The 18,718-nt window shown below is 64.3% G+C and carries 6 protein-coding genes; 4 read left to right on the top strand and 2 right to left on the bottom strand.

Features of this window, described 5'->3' with window-relative positions; translation table 11 throughout:
* The first annotated feature begins 130 nt into the window (after positions 1-130).
* The 4 genes from gspE to AC3WKX_RS28960 all read left to right on the top strand — a co-directional run bounded on the left by gspE (position 131) and on the right by AC3WKX_RS28960 (position 17,172).
* On the top strand, positions 131-1,549 hold the full coding sequence (gene gspE, locus AC3WKX_RS28975) for a type II secretion system ATPase GspE (protein WP_102605752.1): 1,419 nt from the start codon (positions 131-133) through the stop codon (positions 1,547-1,549).
* Positions 1,549-2,760 (top strand): type II secretion system inner membrane protein GspF, encoded by a 1,212-nt coding sequence (gene gspF / locus AC3WKX_RS28970; RefSeq protein ID WP_102605751.1) that lies wholly within the window; start codon positions 1,549-1,551, stop codon positions 2,758-2,760. The genes gspE and gspF overlap by 1 nt, the downstream gene beginning before the upstream one ends.
* 483 nt (positions 2,761-3,243) lie before the next feature.
* A complete protein-coding gene (locus AC3WKX_RS28965) occupies positions 3,244-4,407 on the top strand; it encodes a substrate-binding domain-containing protein (protein WP_003210472.1) in 1,164 nt (387 codons plus the stop codon).
* A gap of 201 nt (positions 4,408-4,608) precedes the next feature.
* Entirely contained in the window at positions 4,609-17,172 is a 12,564-nt protein-coding gene (locus AC3WKX_RS28960) for a filamentous hemagglutinin family protein (protein ID WP_102605750.1), read from the top strand.
* Positions 17,173-17,465: 293 nt separating this feature from the next.
* On the opposite strand, the gene AC3WKX_RS28955 is transcribed toward AC3WKX_RS28960, so the two are convergent.
* Positions 17,466-18,386 (bottom strand): ABC transporter substrate-binding protein, encoded by a 921-nt coding sequence (locus tag AC3WKX_RS28955; RefSeq protein ID WP_102605749.1) that lies wholly within the window; start codon positions 18,384-18,386, stop codon positions 17,466-17,468.
* Positions 18,383-18,715 carry a (2Fe-2S) ferredoxin domain-containing protein gene (locus AC3WKX_RS28950; protein WP_008432571.1) on the bottom strand — a complete coding sequence of 111 codons (333 nt, stop codon included), beginning with the start codon at positions 18,713-18,715 and terminating at the stop codon, positions 18,383-18,385. The genes AC3WKX_RS28955 and AC3WKX_RS28950 overlap by 4 nt, the downstream gene beginning before the upstream one ends.
* Positions 18,716-18,718 lie beyond the last annotated feature (3 nt).

Here is an 18,718-nt window from a genome sequence, read left to right as displayed (position 1 = left end):
GCCGAGTGGTGGGGCAAGAGCGTTTTGCTTACTTTTGCGCTGTTCAAAAGTGAGCCGCTGTAAGAGCGGAACCAATCGAAGCCGTAACCGAAGGAATGGATATGTACTCAACCAAACGAAGCGCAAAAGCATGAGCCTCCTGCCCTACGCCTGGGCCAAATCCCAACGCATCCTCCTTCACCCGGGAACCCAGGGCCCGACGCTGACCATCTGCCCCTCGACCCCCGGCTGGTCCATCAGCGAAGTCCACCGCCAGTTCGGCCAAACCCACCTCATCCAGGTGCGCGACGACGAACTGGACGGCCTCCTGGCTACTGCCTACGCCGACACCGGCAGCGCCGCCGCCGTCGTGGGCGCCGCCGAAAACGAAGTCGACCTCGACCGCCTCATGCAAGACATCCCCGAAATCACCGACCTGCTCGACACCCAGGACGGCGCCCCGGTGATCCGCATGATCAACGCCTTGCTCACCCAGGCCGCCCGCGACGAAGCCAGCGACATCCACATCGAACCCTACGAAACCCACTCCGTGGTGCGCTACCGCGTCGACGGCACCCTGCGTGACGTGGTGTCCCCGCGCAAGGCCCTGCACGGCGCCCTGGTCTCACGCATCAAGATCATGGCCCAACTCGATATCGCCGAAAAACGCCTGCCCCAGGACGGCCGCATTGCCCTGCGCGTGGCCGGTCGCCCCATTGATATCCGCGTCTCCACCGTGCCCACCGGCCATGGCGAGCGCGTAGTGATGCGCCTGCTGGACAAACAAGCCGGCCGCCTGCAACTGGAAACCCTCGGCATGGACCCCGCCGTCCTGGCCAAACTCGACACCCTGATCCGCCAACCCCACGGCATCGTGCTGGTCACCGGCCCCACCGGCAGCGGCAAGACCACCAGCCTCTACGCCGCCCTGGCCCGGCTGGATGCGAGCACCAGCAATATCCTGACCGTCGAAGACCCGGTGGAATACGACCTGCCGGGCATCAGCCAGATCCAGGTCAACGCCAAGATCGACATGACCTTCGCCCTGGCCCTGCGGGCAATCCTGCGCCAGGACCCGGACATCATCATGATCGGCGAAATCCGCGACCTGGAGACCGCACAAATTGCCGTCCAGGCCTCGCTCACGGGCCATCTGGTGCTCGCCACCCTGCACACCAACGACGCCGTCTCGGCGGTTAACCGCTTGATCGACATGGGCGTCGAACCGTTCCTGCTGGCCTCGTCACTGCTCGGCGTATTGGCCCAGCGCCTGGTGCGCCGGCTGTGCCCGTACTGCAAGCAGGAAGACCCGGCCGCGCCCGGCACCTGGCGGCCTGTCGGGTGCGCGCAGTGCAACCAGATCGGTTACAGCGGGCGTACCGGTATCCATGAATTGTTCTGCATCGACGACGAGCTGCGCGGGCTGATCCACCAGGGCGCCGGCGAGCAGGCCTTGAAGGCCGCCGCACGCCGCGCCGGCATGTTCAGCATGCGTGAGGATGGCGAACGCTGGGTACGCAGCGGCGCCACCGCCCCCGAAGAAATCCTGCGCGTAACACGGGACGCCTGATGAACCGATACCGCTACGAAGCCGCCGACGCCAGCGGCAAGCTGGAGTCCGGGCACCTTGAGGCAGACAGCCAGAGCGGCGCGTTTGCCCACCTGCGCAGCCGTGGCCTGACGGCCTTGCGGGTGCAGGTCGAGAACAACAACGAGCGTGCCGGCGGTGGCGGCCGGTTCAGCGCCAAACTCTCGGACAATGACCTGGCCTGGGCCACGCGCCAGTTGGCGAGCCTGCTCGGTGCGAGCCTGCCACTGGAGGCCGCGTTGAGCGCCACGGTGGAGCAAGCCGAGAAAAAACACATTGCCCAGACCTTGAGCGCGGTGCGCGCCGATGTGCGCAGCGGCATGCGCCTGGCCGATGCGTTGGCCGCCCGGCCCCGGGACTTTCCGTCGATCTATCGGGCGCTGATCGCGGCGGGGGAGGAGTCCGGCGACCTGGCCCAGGTCATGGAGCGCCTCGCCGACTATATCGAGGAACGCAATAACCTGCGGGGCAAGATCCTCACGGCGTTTATCTACCCGGGCGTGGTGGGGCTGGTGTCCATCGGCATTGTGATTTTCCTGCTCAGCTACGTGGTGCCGCAGGTGGTCAGTGCGTTTTCCCAGGCTCGCCAGGACCTGCCGGGGCTGACGTTGGCGATGCTCAATGCGAGTGACTTTATCCGCGCCTGGGGCTGGCTGTGTTTTGCCGGGATCGTGGGTGGTTTCTGGAGCTGGCGCCTGTACCTGCGCAACCCCGTGGCGCGGTTGAGCTGGCACAGCCGGGTGTTGCGCCTGCCGTTTATCGGGCGTTTTGTACTGGGCCTCAACACCGCGCGGTTTGCCTCGACCCTGGCGATTCTCGGCGGGGCGGGCGTGCCGTTGTTGCGCGCCCTGGAAGCGGCGCGCCAGACCTTGTCCAACGACCGCTTGAGCCAGTGTGTCAGCGACGCGACGGCCAAGGTGCGCGAGGGCGTCAACCTGGCTCCTGCGCTGGCGGTGGAAAAGGTCTTTCCGCCCGTGCTGATCCACCTGATCGCCAGCGGCGAAAAAACCGGCTCGCTGCCGCCAATGCTCGAGCGCGCGGCGCAAACCCTGTCGCGGGATATCGAGCGTCGGGCGATGGGCATGACGGCGTTGCTTGAGCCACTGATGATCGTGGTGATGGGCGCCGTGGTGTTGGTCATCGTCATGGCCGTGCTGCTGCCGATCATCGAAATCAATCAACTGGTGACCTGACTGCTGACGAAACACGATCAAAAATGTGGGAGCGGGCTTGCTCGCGAAAGCGGTGTGTCAGTCAACACATGTCGCGCCTGATCCACCGCTTTCGCGAGCAAGCCCGCTCCCACATTTGAACTGCGTTTCTTCAAGACTATTTTCGCGCGCCCGACACGCGGGTCCCAACCTCGGGTTCCTCATTCTGTCATCTGCCCAACCCCACCACACGGCCCGTAACGCCTCCAGCCCGGTCCTCGAAATCCGCGCTGAAACCTCGCTGTCACCTCACCCCCAAACCGCTCAAAAGTGTGACCAAAACACCCGAGAATCTTTTTAAAAATCAAGCCGTTCCTCCCGAGGTTTTTTCCTTTAGCTGTCATCGGATGCTGCGAAATTTCATACCCATGGCCTCACCCCTGGGTACCCCCCGGAACACAGCCCGGGACCGAAGCCATAGCGTCATCTACCCCAACGTACAAACACGACGAAAGGAGCTTCTTCATGTTTAAGCGCAACGTTCTCGCGGTATCCATGACCCTCGCTGCACTGTGCTCGGCCCAGGCTGCCATGGCAGACATCAACGGCGGCGGCGCCACCCTGCCACAACCGCTGTACCAGACCTCCGGCGTATTGACCGCCGGTTTCGCCCCGTACATCGGCGTGGGCAGCGGCAAGGGCAAACTGGCGTTCCTGAACAACGACTACAGCCAGTTCGGCACCGGCACCAAGAACGTTCACTGGGCGGGCAGCGACTCGAAGCTGACCTCGACTGAACTGTCCACCTACGCCTCCACCAAACAAGCGACCTGGGGCAAGCTGATTCAAGTGCCTTCGGTCGCCACTTCGGTTGCCATTCCATTCAACAAGGCCGGTACCAACGCAGTTGACCTGAGCGTTGATCAACTGTGCGGCGTGTTCTCGGGCCGCATCACCACCTGGAACCAACTCCCGGCTACCGGTCGCACCGGTAACATCGTGGTGGTTTACCGTAACGAAGCCAGTGGCACCACCGAGCTGTTCACCCGTTTCCTGGCGGCCAAGTGCGTCAATGAGTCCAAGAAATTTGTGGTCACCACCAACTTCGCGGACAGCTTCGGCGTGCCACCAGGCGCCGTGCCTGCCGTGACCAGCCAAGGCGTGATGACCGCGCTGAACGCCGGTGATGGTCGCATCACCTACATGAGCCCGGACTATGCCGCGCCTACCTTGGCTGGCCTGGATGACGCCACCAAAGTGGCCAAGGTCGCCGGTGTTTCTCCAGCCCCTGATAACGTTTCCGCCGCCATCGCTGCTGTGCCCGTACCGGCTGCTGCCAACGTCGCCAACCAGAACGCCTGGGTACCGGTGTTTGCTGCCGCCGCCGATGCCAACGACCCAAGCGTCGTGCCTTACCCAAGCAGCGGTTATCCGATCCTGGGCTTCACCAACCTGATCTTCAGCCAGTGCTACGCCGACGCCACCCAGACCTCGCAAGTGCGTGCATTCTTCACCCGTCACTTCGGTGCCAGCGCCTTGAACAGCAACGACAACGCGATCAAGGCCAACCGCTTCGTGCCACTGCCAGCTGCCTGGAAAGCCGCGATCACCAGCAACTTCGTTACCGCAACCAGCGCGCTGAGCATCGGCAAGTCTGATGTCTGCAACGCCATCGGTCGTCCGCTGTAACCCACGCTTTTACCGACCGGCAACACCCGATCAGCAACGGCCTGTGCCGTTGCTGATTTTTGCGTTTGCGGCTCGGCTATCAGCCTTACATGAACTTTCCATGACAGAAGTTCAGTCCCGCCCCTCGCCAACCGCCTAACTCCCATACGTGACGCACGTCGCCAGTTCCCCATGGGCAATAACAAAGAAGGAAGCTTCCTGATGGTCCGCTGCAAACCACCGGTCAACCTGAATGCCCAAGGCCCTGGCGGCCAGACGATCCTGCGCCTCAAACCCCTGGCCCAGGCGATTGCCTTGTTCATGGTGGCAGGCAGCGCCCACGCGGCGACAGCGTTCAGCTCCGGCTGGTTTGCCGACAAGGGTGCCTCCCAGGCGGCGACAGCGGCCCGCCTCAACGGGGCGCAGGTGCCGGGGATTCCGTCGTTGAATCAGCAGGCGCGGGCGAACCAGCAGTTGTCACGTTCCATCAGCACGCTCAACAACAGTGTCGCGGCGATTGCGGCCCAGCAGGCCGCCCAGGCCGCTGGCCGGCAAGCGGCGCTCGGCCAGGTCTCGACGATTCCCGACGGCCTCGGCAAGGGCGGCTTGCAGGTGGACAACAGCCTGACCCAGGGCTGGACCAACGCCAAGGGCCCGACCCAGAGCCAGTCCGGTGGCAAGACCACGGTGACCATCGAGCAGACCGCCGACAAGGCGATCCTCAACTGGGAAACCTTCAACGTCGGACGCAACACCACGGTCGATTTCCAGCAGCAATCGAATTGGGCCGTGCTCAACCGTGTCAACGACCCCAACGCGCGCCCCAGCGAAATCCAGGGCCAGATCAACGCCCCTGGCACAGTGATGATCATGAACCGCAACGGGGTGATCTTCAGCGGCAGCAGCCAGGTCAATGTGCGCAACCTGGTGGCGGCCGCCGCCACCATCACCGATGACCAATTCACCCAACGCGGGATCTATGTGGATGCCAACGGCACCCAGCCGACTTTCACCGACGCGGCGGGCAAGGTCGAGGTGCAGCGCGGCGCGTTGATCCAGACTCACAACCCGGCCACCTCTACCGACGCCGGTGGCTACGCCTTGCTGCTCGGCTCGGAGGTCGAGAACGCCGGCAGCATCATCACCGCCAGGGGCCAGGCCACCCTGGCCGCCGGCGACAGTTTTTATATCCGCAAGGGCGTCGGCACCACCGGCAACGACCGCTCCACCACCCGTGGCAATGAAGTGGCCACCAGCCTCAAGGCCGGCAGCACGTCGGGCAAGGTCAGCAACAGCGGCCTGATCATGGCGTCGACCGGCGACATCACCCTCACCGGGCACCAGGTGCAGCAGAACGGCGTGGCCCTGGCCAGCACCTCGGTGGATACCCGCGGCACGATTCACTTGCTCAACGCCGCCAGCGACACCAGCGCCAGCGTGACCCTGGGCGAGGGCAGCACCACGGCGATCCTGCTGGACGCCAGCGGCAGCACCGCCCTCAATAGCCAGAAGGACAACGGCCTGATCAAGCTCGACGGCTTGCCTGCCAACCTGATCACCGGCCAGTTCAACAACCTCAGCGCGGTGGCCGACCGCACTGACCAGTCGCGGATCGAGATCGTCAGCGGCGGCACTGTGGATTTGCGCAAAGGCTCGATCACCCTGGCCACCGGCGGCCAGGTGGCGGTCAGTGCCGGCCAGCGCAGCCTGGTGCGTGACGGCGCGATGATCGACGTGTCCGGCGCGATTGGCGTCAAGGTGGCGATGGAAGCCAACAACATCAAGATCAACGTGCAGGGCAACGAACAGCGCGACGCGCCCGCCAACCGTGACGGCGGGCAATTGATCAACAATGACGTGTGGGTCGACCTGCGGGACCTGGTGTTCGTCCCGGCCGGCACCAACGGCTATGCGACGGACCGCTGGTACACCGCCGGCGGGCTGCTGGAAGTCGGCGGTTACCTGGGCACCCAGGGCCACTCGGTCGGCGAGTGGATGGCCCAGGGCGGCACTGTGACGTTCACCGGCAAGGACGTGGTGACCCAGCAGGGTGCCCAGGTCAATCTGTCGGGCGGCACCGTCGATGTGCAGGCCGGCTACATCCGCCAGACCTGGCTCAAGGGGCCTGACGGCCAGCTCTATGAGCTGTCGAAAGCCCCCGGGGACATTCTCTACGCGGGGATCTACAAGGGCTTTGAAGACACCAGCGTCCGCTGGGGCCGCAGCGATTTCTACTACAACCCGCTGGTGGCCCAGCAAAGCCGCTACGAGGCGGGCTACACCGTGGGCCGCGACGCGGGCAAGCTGGTGGTGGGCACCACCAACGCGGTGCTGGAAGGCCAGTTGATCAGCGATGTATTCCAGGGCGATCGCCAGACCCAGGCACCGAATATCAACCTTGATGGTTATCAGCAGTCACAGCAGGCCATGGCCCAGCGGGCGCAGTTGATCATTGGCCAGTACACGCCGGTGTACAACAAGGCCACCGGCACCTTGCGCTACGCCTTGACCCCGACCATCGACCAGGTGCTGATCGAGAGCAGCACGCAAAAAATCGCCGACGGCCTGGACCTGGCCACTGCGCTGCCGACCGAACGCCAGGGCAAACTGGTGCTCGACAGTGACCAGCTCAATGGCTACCGGTTGGGCGCGATCAAGGTCGGCGCAAAGCAGCAGATTGACATCAATGGCGCACTCAAGGTGGCTGACGGCGGCGACATCACCCTGTTCGGCCCCGTGGTTTCAGTCAATGCCAACCTCACGGCCCACGGCGGCAGCATCAACGCGGGCAACCTGCTGAACCAGGTCGACCTCAATCGCTCCAATGTCGTTGGCGATGTGATTCTGCCGGGTATCGGCCGGCTCGATGTGGCCGCCGGAGTCAAGCTGGACAGTTCCGGGCGCTGGAATAATCTGGCGCTGGACCCTTCGGCCACTGACGGGGTGGCGTATATCAACGGTGGCAAGGTGTCGTTGCGCAGCTCCGGCGACGTGAACCTCGCGGCGGGCAGCCTGGTGGAAACGTCGTCCGGGGCGACCATCGGCCTGGATGGCAAAGTCCGGGGCGGCAAGGGCGGCGACGTGACCGTGGGCGCACTGGGGGCTTTGGGCCTGGGCGCCGAGATTCGCGGCTATGGCGTCAGCGCAGGCGGCACCCTGACCTTGCAGGCCAACAAGGTGCAGATCGGCCAGAGCCCGCAGGCGCCGGATGCCAAGACCTTGCAGTTGGCCGGGGATTTTTTCAACAAGGGTTTTTCGGCCTATGACATTACCGGCAACGAAGGATTGCTGGTCGCCGATGGTACTCAGGTGGATGTGAACGTGCCGGCCTATCGGCTCTCGGAGCAGGCCGCCACGACGCCGGGCGGCGGCGACGCGGCCAGCGTCATGGAACGCTGGACCCCGCCGCTTTACCAGGAAGACGCCAGCAAGGGCGTACTCAACCAACGCCGTGGCGCCAGCCTGACCCTTTCCGCCGGCCACCTGGAGTCGCCTGCCGAGCAACTGCCGACAACCGCGCTGGTGGTCGGCAAGGGCGCGGTGATCAGCGTCGACCCGGGCCAGTCGATCAACCTTCGCAGCATCGGCCAACTGACGGTCGACGGCACGCTCAATGCCTGGGGTGGCAGCGTCAACCTGAACGGCCTGACCACGCGCGCGTTCGAGCCGGCCAACGCGGTTGGCCACGGCCGCTCCATCTGGCTGGGTGAAAACGCACTGATCGATGTCGCCGCCCGGGCCGCGACCGCCGTGGACAATCGTGGAAGCCAATACGGGTTGGTCCGTGACGGCGGCAAGATCAGCATCGGTGGCGAGATCAACCTGAGCACCGGCACGGTCACTGCCAGCGACCTGTTTGTGGTGGTACGCGAGGGCGCCCGGCTGGACGCGTCGGGCACACAAGCGGTGTTGGATGTGCCGGGGCAGGGCGCAACCCGGGTGGCCAGCAATGGCGGCAGCATCAGCCTGGCGTCCAACAATGGCTTGTACCTGGACGGCAGTCTGGTAGCCCGGGCCGGCGCTGCCGGCGCAGCGGGCGGCAGCCTGAACGTAGCGCTGGACAGCCCGTATTACACCAAGAGCAGTGTCACGGATCGCGTGCTGAAGGTGCGTGAATTGGTGCTCGGCCAGACCCATCAGGCCCACCCGCTCGCCGGCACCGCCGCCGACGCGGCCGACAGCCTGGAATACGGCCACGCTCGCCTGGGCGTCGACCAGGTCAGTGCGGGCGGCTTCGACAACCTGGCATTGATGAGCAACGGCCTGTTGAGTTTCGACGGCGATGTGTCCTTGAACATGGGCCAGAGCCTGCGCCTGTACAGCGGTGCCTTCAACCTCAGTGAGGGCGCGGCAGCCAATGCCCGGGTGAATCTGTCGGCACCGTCTCTGCTGCTGTCCGGCATGGATTCGCCGGCCCGGGAGTTCTACGTGAACCCGGTGTCGGTGTTGCCGTTACCCTCGCTGCGCGCCACCGAGGCGCAGTTCAATGCCAGCGGCAGCTTGATCGATGTGCGCGGCAGCGTGTTGTTTGGCAGCAAGGGCAAACTGCGCCAGGCCGACGATAGCCTGGTCGGCCTTGAGCGTCGCGGCTTTGATCAGGTCAACCTGACCAGCCAGGGCGATCTGCGCTTCCTGGCGGGTGCGAACCCGGACGGCGTGGCCTTGAGGGTCAGCACCCAGTTATTGACCCAGGGCGATATGACCTTGCGGGCGGCGCAGTTGTATCCGGCCACGGAGGTCGGTGCGCGGGTCATTGCCGGCTACCTGAGCGAATTCAACAGCCTCAACATCACGTTCGACCCGCTGCGCACCCTGACCATTAGCCGTACCGGCAACACGGATGCCGCGGTGCCTTACTCGGCATTCGGGCGCCTGCAACTGGGCGCCGCGACGGTGCGGCAGGGCGGTGTGGTGCGGGCGCCCCTGGGGTTGATCGATATCGGCAGCATGGGCAGCAGCCAGGTGCAATTGCTGCCGGGCAGCGTGACGTCGGTGAGCGGCAGGGGCCTGGTGCTGCCGTATGGCGGCACCCTGGACGGGCAGGTCTATAAGTACAACGGCAAGACCGTGACGTTTGTCGGCCAGGGCGGGCTGGTCAACCAGGACGCGGAACTCAGCGTCGGGGTGATTCTCGGCGGCCAGTCGGTGCAGGTGCAGCCTGAGGCTACCCTGGATCTGTCGGGCGGCGGCGAATTGCTGGGGGCCGGTTTCGTTTCCGGGCGCGGAGGCTCTACGGATGCGCGCTACAGCCCACTGGTGCAGTTTGGTGCCAATGGCGGTTTTGTGCTGCCGGGCCTGGCCACCAACCCGATTTACGCCATCGTGCCCGGGGTACAGCCCGGCGCGGCACCGGTGGCGCCGGAGAAGGGCGCAGTCGATCCGTTGGTGGGCCAGCAGGTCACCATCGGCGCCGGAGTGCCGGGGCTGCCGGCGGGCACTTATACCCTGATGCCGTCCACCTACGCCTTGATGCCCGGCGCTTTCCGTGTCGAGATCAACGGCCTGGCCGGTCTCGGCAGTGATGCCGCCACCCAGCGCATGCGCAATGGCTCCTGGTCCACCGCCGGGCGCTTGTCCATCGCCAACACCGGGATCGGCAACAGCGTTGCCAGCCAGTTGATTCTGACCTCGGCCGATACCTTGCGTCGCTATTCCCAATACAACGAAACCAGCTACGCCCAGTTCGCCATGGCCGACGCTGCGAAACAGGGTGTGCCACGCCCGATGCTCGCCGTCGACGCCAAGACCCTGAAACTGGCCTTGCGGCCAGGGGGCGGCGCTGATGCGTTTTCGTTCCAGGGCATAGGCCGTTTTGAGGCCGCGACGGGTGGCTATGGCGGCGCGGTGGCGGTGATTGATCCAGGCAAACTGGGTATTGAAGTCGTCGCGGCGGGCAGTTCCGCAACCAGCGGTTTTTCCGGCATTACCTTCAACGATGACAGCCTCAACGCCTTGGGAGCCTCGCGTTTGATGGTGGGGGGGATGACGGCAGTTACGTATGGCCAGTCCGGGAATTACATCGTCCTGGCTGGCGGTACGAGTCGGGCCAACAGCACCGTCACGCTTCGGGAAGGTGTGACGCTCGCAGCGCCGGAAGTCTTTTTGTTGAGTGACACCAACGCGATCGTCCTGGAGCAGGGCGCATCCATCAACACCATCGGCCGTGGCAAAGCCAGCTACGACGCTCGTGACGGTTTTATCTACAAAGTCACCAATATGCTGGCGGCGTCCAACGGCTTGCTCAATGTCATTGCATTCAATACGACGGTGCCCAGCGGCGGGATCAGCATCGGTGTGTGTGACACGGGCCTGTGCAGCGGGCAAACCGGGCTGTACTCCGAAGGCAGCATCGTGGCGTTGACCAACAATACCTTCCAGTTGGGCGACCAGGTGCGCTACGGCACCCGTCACCTCAACCTGGGGGTCAACACCATTAACCTCGGCAGCGCCCAAGCCCTGGCCGCTGCCGCTGCGGCCAATCAGTTGCCGGCCGGCCTGACACTCACCCAGGCGCTTCTTGATCGCCTGCTCAAAGGTGATTCACAGTTCGGTGCGCCGGCCCTGGAAACCCTGCAGCTCTCGGCGCGGGACAGTTTCAACTTCTACGGCAGTACCTCCCTGGACACCTATGACCCACTGACGGGTAAGTCGCGGCTGAGCAACCTGATGCTCTCCACTCCGGCGATCTACGGTGCCGGTGGCGCTGGCGACGTGGCCAACATTCATACCGCCAACCTGATCTGGCAGGGCGCGACCACCCCACCCGGCTCGGTGATCGCCGGCGGGGCGGGCACTGGCAGCGGGCGCCTGGATATCAACGCCGAGCGTATTGAGTTCGGCTACGGCGCCTTTGCCCAGACCAACACCGTGAGCAGTTTCGATCGCCTGGCTTTGGGCTTTGCCAGCGTGAACCTCAATGCCAGCGAGCGCATTACCGCCAACCACAAGGGCAGCCTCTCGGTGTATCAGAGCCAGGGCGCCTATGACCCGGTGAAGGGCTTCCAGTACAGCGGCGGCGACCTGAATATCCTCACCCCGCTGATGACCGGCGAAGCCGGTTCGGTGAACCGCATCACCGCAGGTGGGGCGATTGATATTGCAGCGTCCGCGGGGGCGCGTGGCAAGGCCGACGGCCAGGGCGCCGAACTGTCCCTGCAAGGCGATAGCATTCGCCTGGCCACGGCGGTAGTGCTGCCCAGCGGCAAAGTCAGCCTGGGCGCCCGGGGTGATGTGGTGCTGACGGATGCGGCGTTGATCGACGTGGCCGGTCGCGCCACTGTGTTCAACGATGTGACCCAGTACGGCGCGGGCGGCACGGTGCTGCTGGACAGCCGCAGCGGCAACATACTGCAGGCTGCCGGCTCGACCATCGACCTCTCGGCCAAAAACAACCAGGCCGGCAAACTGCGGGCGGTTGCGGTGGACGCGGCGGGCGGTATCGTCGACCTGCAAGGCACGATCCTCGCCGGCAGCAGTGGCTATTACGATGCGGGCGGGACCACGATGCCTTATGAGGCCGGTACCGTGGAAATCCAGGCCCAGCGCCTGGGCAGCAGCGGTTCACTGGACCAGCAGTTCGCCGACCTCAACCAGCGCCTGAATCAAGGCCAGGTGTTCGGCACACGCAGCTTCCAACTCAAGCAGGGCGACTTGACCATCGGCAATGGCCTCAAGGCCGGCACCGTCAACGTCTCCGTGGACAATGGCAGCCTGCGGGTCACCGGCCTGGTGGACGCCAGTGGCGAGCGCGTCGGCAGCATCAACCTGGCCGGCAAGCACGGCCTGACCCTGGACGGCGGCGCGGTACTCGACGCCCATGGCAGCAAGCTGCGGGTGGACAGCTACGGCAAGATCATCGACTCGCCCAACCGGGCCATGGTGGTGCTCGGCTCCGGCACCGGTCAACTGACCCTGGCCGATGGCGCACGCATCGACCTGCGTCACGGCACCGAGGCGGTCCAGGGCAATGACGGGCGCAACCGCGGCACCCTGGAACTGAATGCACCACGGCTGATCAACGTCGATGGCACCAGCAACGACATCAACATCGATGCCCATGGCCGCCTGACGATCCAGGGCGCGCGCTCGATCACCCTCAACGGCATGATCAGTTACGACGATGCGCCGCTGGTCACCGATCCGACGGCCAGCGGCCGGCCTTACCAACAGATCGACCAGGCCTACCTGGATGGCAAGCATGTGCTGAGCACGGCCTTTATCAACGGTGCATTGCTCAACCAGAACCTGCTGCAAAACAAACTCGCCGGGCTTAACAATGCAACCTACGCCGATGCCTTCCACCTGCGCCCGGGCGTGGAAATCGTCAGCAAGACCGCGGACGGTGACCTGGTGGTGCAGGGCGATCTGGACCTGTCCGGCTACCGTTACGCCAGCCTCAACCCCAACAGCCAGAAAACCTCGGTGTATGGCTCCGGTGAGTCGGGCAGCCTGACCCTGCGCGCCGGTGGCGACCTGAATATTTACGGCAGCATCAACGACGGTTTTGCACCGCCACCGCAGACCGTCGATGACAAGGGCTGGGTGTTGTTGCCGGGTATCGACTTTACCGGCGGCACGATCATCGTGCCGGGTAACGGCATCACCCTGGCGGACGGCACGACCTTCCCGGCGGGCACCGTGCTCAACTACGACCTGCCGATCAAGGCCGTGGGCGTGGCCGCCGGAACGCGCTTGCCGACCCGGGCGACGCTGAACCAGGACCTGACGCTGCCTGCCGGTACGGTACTGGCCGCAGCGGTGTTCGACAGCGCGGGCAATGTGCTGTTTGCCGCAGGCACGTTATTGAGCCAGGCACACACCCTGGCGGCCGGCTCACAGCTGGACGCCGGCAGCCTGCTGACCCAGGACACCCGGCTCGGGGCGCTGACCTGGCCCAAAGGGGTGCCGTTGCCGACGAACTACGAGGCGCTTAACCCGACGCAAAACCACGTGACCCTCAATGGCGACATACCGCTGCCGCGCGGCGCGTTGATTCCTTCCGGCACCAACGTCAAGTTGCCGGGCGGGGCTGAGTCGGTGGCGTTGCGCCCGGAAGTGGCGGGGCGCCAGGGCAAGCTGTGGGCCCTCTCGCCGATGCTGGCCGAAGGTTCGCAATCCTGGTCGCTGCGGTTGGTTGCAGGTGCTGACACCGAGGCGGCCGACAGCCGCATCCTGCAAGCCCATCCGCGCAGCGGCGACCTGCGTTTGGCTGACAGCCACTACGGCATGTTTGCCAAGGAGATGCCCGCCAAGGGCAAGTTGACCTGGACCGCCTTCGCGGTGGAGGACTTTGCGGCCAATGGGGTGGTGGTCAAGGAAGGCGACCCGATCGACCAAAAGATCCTCGATGATTTCGGGCTGGGTTCGATTGATGATTTCTGTGGAGGCAATCCGGCGTACTGCGCCGTGAAAGTTGGCTATGTCTGGACCGAATTCGGCGCCAAGGACCTGGCGGACAACGGGATTATCGTCACCGTCGGAACGCCGATCGAGCAAAGCATCCTGGACCAGTTCGGTATCCCGTCCATCGATGAGTTCTGTGCAAGCTCGCCCGCCTACTGCCAGGCCCAAAGCGGCAAAGAGTATGCGGCGACCCCCTCCAGCAGCCGTTTCAGTGTGATTCGCACCGGTACGGGCGACCTCGAACTGCTCAGCGCCGGCGACTTGAGCATGGACTCCCTGTACGGGGTCTACACCGCCGGTACATCGTCCACTGCAACCGGTGCCAGTGACCCCTACAACCAGCCCAAGGCGCTGAACAGCGCGAAGACGGTGCTGAACGATACCAACAGTTATTTTGAACAGTTCGTCAACGGCTCATCTGACAGCCTGTACCGTGCCTGGTACCCGGAGGCAGGGGGGAATTTGAGCGTGAACGTGGGGGGCAACCTGACGGGGAATATCCTGGGAGGCGTCTTCAACCCAAGTCGGCCCAACCCCCTGGATAACGGCATCGACTCCGCCGATGTGGCCAACTGGCTGTGGCGCCAGGGCAGCGGCACGGTGAACACCGGCGGGCAGGCGCAGCCGACGGCCTGGTGGATCAATTTCGGTAGCTATACCGCCAACGCCTCCAAGGCTGATGCGTTCGTCGGGTTTACCGGTTTCGGCACCCTCGGCGGCGGTGACGTAGATGTTCAGGTAGGCGGGGATGCCGGTGTGCTTCGGCGCATGGACGGCAACCCAATGTCGGCCTCTGCCAACCCGCGCAGCCAGGGGCTGGTGCTGGCGGTCGGCAGTACCGGGCGGGTTGCCGGTGATGGCAGCCTGCAGTTGACGGGCGGTGGTGATTTACGGGTGCGTATCGGTGGCGCCCTGAACCCTGGCAGCGTGGTTGATGTAAACGATCAGAACGGCCAGTTGGTGAATATCCGGGGCAATGTCCAACTGCAAAGTGCGACCACGGGCCGGATCGACCTGACCTACGGCAGCAACAGCTCTGAGCAGAGCCCGGGCGAAACCCGCGCATTCGATCCGTTCCAGGCGACCCGTGGCCGGGCAGTGGGGGGCATCACCCTGGTGCCGGGGGATGCCACATTCAACCTGACCACATTGGGTGACCTGGTGCTGCAGCAAGTGATTGACCCGGGCCGTGTCGTCCTGCTGAACAACTCATCGTTTACCCGTGGCGGGGCGAGTGGGGCCGGCGAAAGTTGGTTCTCGTTGTGGACCGGTCACACGGCAATCGACCTGTTTTCAGCGGGGGGCAACGTGACGCCATCTGTCTCCGCCGCAGCGTCCGACCTGGCAACTGTCTACCCATCGATCGTTCGAGCGACGGCGGCTGGCGGCAGTATTTATTACGGAAACGCCGTCTTGGGGTACCAAGCCGATACGAGTCCGATAAATGCCTTGGTGCTCGCCCCCGGTGTCAGCAGCCAGTTGCAATTCCTGGCCCATGACTCGATTTATGCGGGCGGTATGTTTGTCACGCCTTCCGGGGCCGATCCCAGCATCATGGCCACACCTTGGCGGCCGGCGTTCGTCGGGACCATTGATGGTCAGGTGGTTGCCGATGGCAACAATCTGTCGGAGAACGGTAGCTCGTCGGGTTCCATTCCGCGTCCTTTGTTTGCCTTTGGCTCCGCCACGGCGTCGGCAGCCGCTTACGCGCCAACGGAACCGGCGCGGTTCTATGCCTTGACCGGCGATCTGGTGGGGGTCAGCAGCGGCCGGACCCTGACGTTCAATTCTTCCCCCACGTTTTTGCATTCAGGGCAGACCTGGTATGAGGGTAACGGGCCAGTTTGGATGATGGCGGGGCGAGACATTGTCAGCAGTGGCAGCCGTTTTAATACGGCCCCTGGTGCGGTCAGCGAGCAGTCGACCGGCAACCTGTTCATCCACAACAACCCCACTGACATCTCCATCGTCTCCGCCGGGCGCGACATTCTGTACAGCAACTTCCAGGTTGCCGGTCCTGGCCTGCTGGAAGTGACGGCGGGCGGCAATATCCTGATGTCCGGGCGTGACCCGGCGAAGGGCGGCGAAGTCAGCATCACCAGCCTGGGCCCGGTGGTCGCGGGCGACAACCGCCCTGGCGCAGGCATCGTCATGCAAGCTGGCGTCGGCCCCAACGGCCCGGATTACCGGCGCTTTGTCGAGGCCTACCTGGACCCGGCCAACCTCGTCCAGCCAGGCGAAGCCCTGTCGATCCAGGGCGGCAAGGTCGCCAAGACCTATGAGAACGAACTGGTCACCTGGCTCGCCGAGCGCTTCGGTTTCGTCGGCACCCGCGAGCAGGCCCGCGCGGTTTACGCCGCACTGCCCGCTGAACAGCAACGGGTGTTCGCCCGTGATGTGTACTTCGCCGAACTCAAGGCCGCCGGCCGTGAGTACAACGCGGTGGGCGGTGTGCGCCAGGGCAGCTATGTACGGGGGCGTGCAGCGATTGCCGCGCTGTTCCCGGACAAGGACGTGGCCGGCAACCCGATCACCTACAAGGGCGATATCACGTTGTTCGGCGGCTCCGGTGTACACACCAATTTCGGTGGCTCGATCCAGATGCTCACCCCGGGCGGTGGGCAGACCTTCGGCATCGAAGGCGCGGCACCGCCGTCCACCGCCGGTGTGATCACCCAGGGCGCCGGCGATATCCAGCTGTATTCCATGGGCAGCATCCTGCTGGGCCAGAGCCGCATCATGACCACCTTCGGCGGCTCGATCATGGGCTGGTCCGGCGAGGGCGACATCAACGCCGGTCGCGGATCCAAGACCACCGTGGTGTACACGCCGCCCAAGCGTGTCTACGACAACTGGGGCAACGTGACCCTGTCGCCGGCGGTGCCGAGCACCGGGGCGGGGATTGCCACCTTGAACCCGATTCCGGAAGTGCCGGCCGGAGACATCGACCTGATCGCCCCGCTGGGCACCATCGATGCGGGTGAAGCGGGGATTCGGGTCTCGGGCAACATCAACATTGCCGCGTTGCGCGTCGTTAATGCCGCCAACATCCAGACCCAGGGCAAGTCGTCCGGGGTGCCGGTGTCGGCGGCGGTAAACACCGGGGCCATGACCTCGGCGAGCGCAGCCGGTGCGGCGGCGTCCCAGGCGGCGGAAGATGCCGCGCGCAGCCAGCAGGCGGCGGCCAAACAGGGCCGGGCGTCGATTGTCACGGTGGAAGTGTTGAGCTTTGGCAGCGAGCCAGTGGAGCGCAAGCCGGAGGACGGGCAGAAGACTTCGGGCTACAACCCCAACAGCCCGGTGCAGGTACTCGGCGCCGGACCGTTGAGTGACCAGGCGCGGGCGCGGTTGACGGATGAGGAGCGCCAGCAGATCAGCTTGTAGTTTTAGAAAAGGACCTCTCGTTGTATTTGGGGCGATCATTGATCGCCCCTTTTTTTCGTCTTGGGGTCTCGGCTTTCCCAGGTGGGATGGTGGCGCGGTCGAGCCGGTAGTCACTGAGGCCGGGATGAGTGATATCTCGGCCACCAAGTGCGAGCTCTATCACCCTGATCTGTCAGGCCAGGAGCTGGAGGCGATTAAAAGTACGAAGCGCTCAGCATTGGAAACCTACAGCGTTTCACAACTTTGGTCGGTGGCATAGACTGAGTAAATTGGTCAGGCGCTTCGCTCGTGAATTATTCATCCAGTTGTTTGAATTGCCTCGCCAACTCCAACACGACTCGGCCGCTATTCGCGGTGGGCACCAAATGGGTAAACGGAATATCGATCATCCGGTTCTCCCGCACCGCCCGCAAACGCGACAGCACCGGGTCGGTGGTCAGCAACTGACGTTTGCGGCTGGCCGGTGACCACAGAGCATCTGCCAGCAAAATCACATCCGGGTCACTCATCAGCAGGGTTTCGCTGCTCACGGTGACGCGGTATTGGTTGATCCCGGCAAATAAATTGCGCGCACCAGCAGCCGCCACCAACGTGGTGACAAAACCACGCCGACCCTCGCTGTCCAACCCGTTGACCTCACTGTCCAGGTAAAACACCGACAGCGGTTTACCCTCACCAGCCAGCGCCTGGGCACTGGCCAGGTCGGCGTCCATGGCATCGCTCAACGCCTGCGCCCGTGGCTGTTTATGCACCAGGGCGCCAAGGGTGAACAGGTCGTTGCGGATATGCCCGAAGTAATCCAGCGAATGCCCGTCGCACGCCGACTCCAGCAAGTACGACGCCACTCCGTTGCCGGCCAGGCCGGTGCGTGAGGTGACGCCGGTGCCAAATGCGCTGGCGAAACCACCGACCACCAGATCCGGTTTCTGCGCATAGAGCACTTCGCTGGACGGGTACTTGGACGCAATCACCGGCACGCCGAAATACTCGCCGTGTCGGTGGGCCACACCGTTGTCATCCAGATACGCCACGCCCACCAATGCCGTACCGACATCCAGCGCCAATAACAGGTCGGCCGCATGCTGGTTGAGGGCCACGATGCGCGAGGGCGGTGAGTGGGTGGCCGTCCAGTCCTGGTTGCAGTTGCGATAACGGTCCGCCAGGGCCAACGATGGGCAGAGCAGGGCGCCCAACAGCAACCACGAGGCTTTCATGGGCGCTCCTTGATCAGCAGATCCTCGACGACTTCGCCGCCCACCAGATGCACTTCCACCAGCCGTTGCACATCGTCTTTGTTGTGCACGCCGTACCAGCAAGTGTCCGGGTACACCGTCACGATTGGCCCCAGGTTGCACGGGAACTGGCAGTGGGTGCGTGTCAGCAGCACGCCGCCAGGCTTTTCGATGCAGTCGTGTTGCAGCAGGTGGCGGCGCAGGGTTTTCCACAGTTGCAGCGCGCCACGCTGCGTACAGCGTGGGCCAGTGCACAGGAACACGTGACGGGCGTGGTCAGGCACGTGGGACCAGTCCGGATGAGTTTCCACGGG

This window comes from Pseudomonas sp. GP01-A4 (genome assembly GCF_058780865.1).
The sequence above is the reverse complement of the archived record's forward strand: the minus strand, read 5'-3'. Positions and strand labels throughout refer to the sequence as shown.

Excerpts from the sequence above, each read along its gene's own strand:
- gspE (WP_102605752.1), top strand. The coding sequence starts at position 131 with ATGAGCCTCCTGCCCTACGCCTGGGCCAAATCCCAACGCATCCTCCTT.
- gspF (WP_102605751.1), top strand. The coding sequence starts at position 1,549 with ATGAACCGATACCGCTACGAAGCCGCCGACGCCAGCGGCAAGCTGGAG.
- AC3WKX_RS28965 (WP_003210472.1), top strand. The coding sequence starts at position 3,244 with ATGTTTAAGCGCAACGTTCTCGCGGTATCCATGACCCTCGCTGCACTG.
- AC3WKX_RS28960 (WP_102605750.1), top strand. The coding sequence starts at position 4,609 with ATGGTCCGCTGCAAACCACCGGTCAACCTGAATGCCCAAGGCCCTGGC.
- AC3WKX_RS28955 (WP_102605749.1), bottom strand. The coding sequence starts at position 18,386 with ATGAAAGCCTCGTGGTTGCTGTTGGGCGCCCTGCTCTGCCCATCGTTG.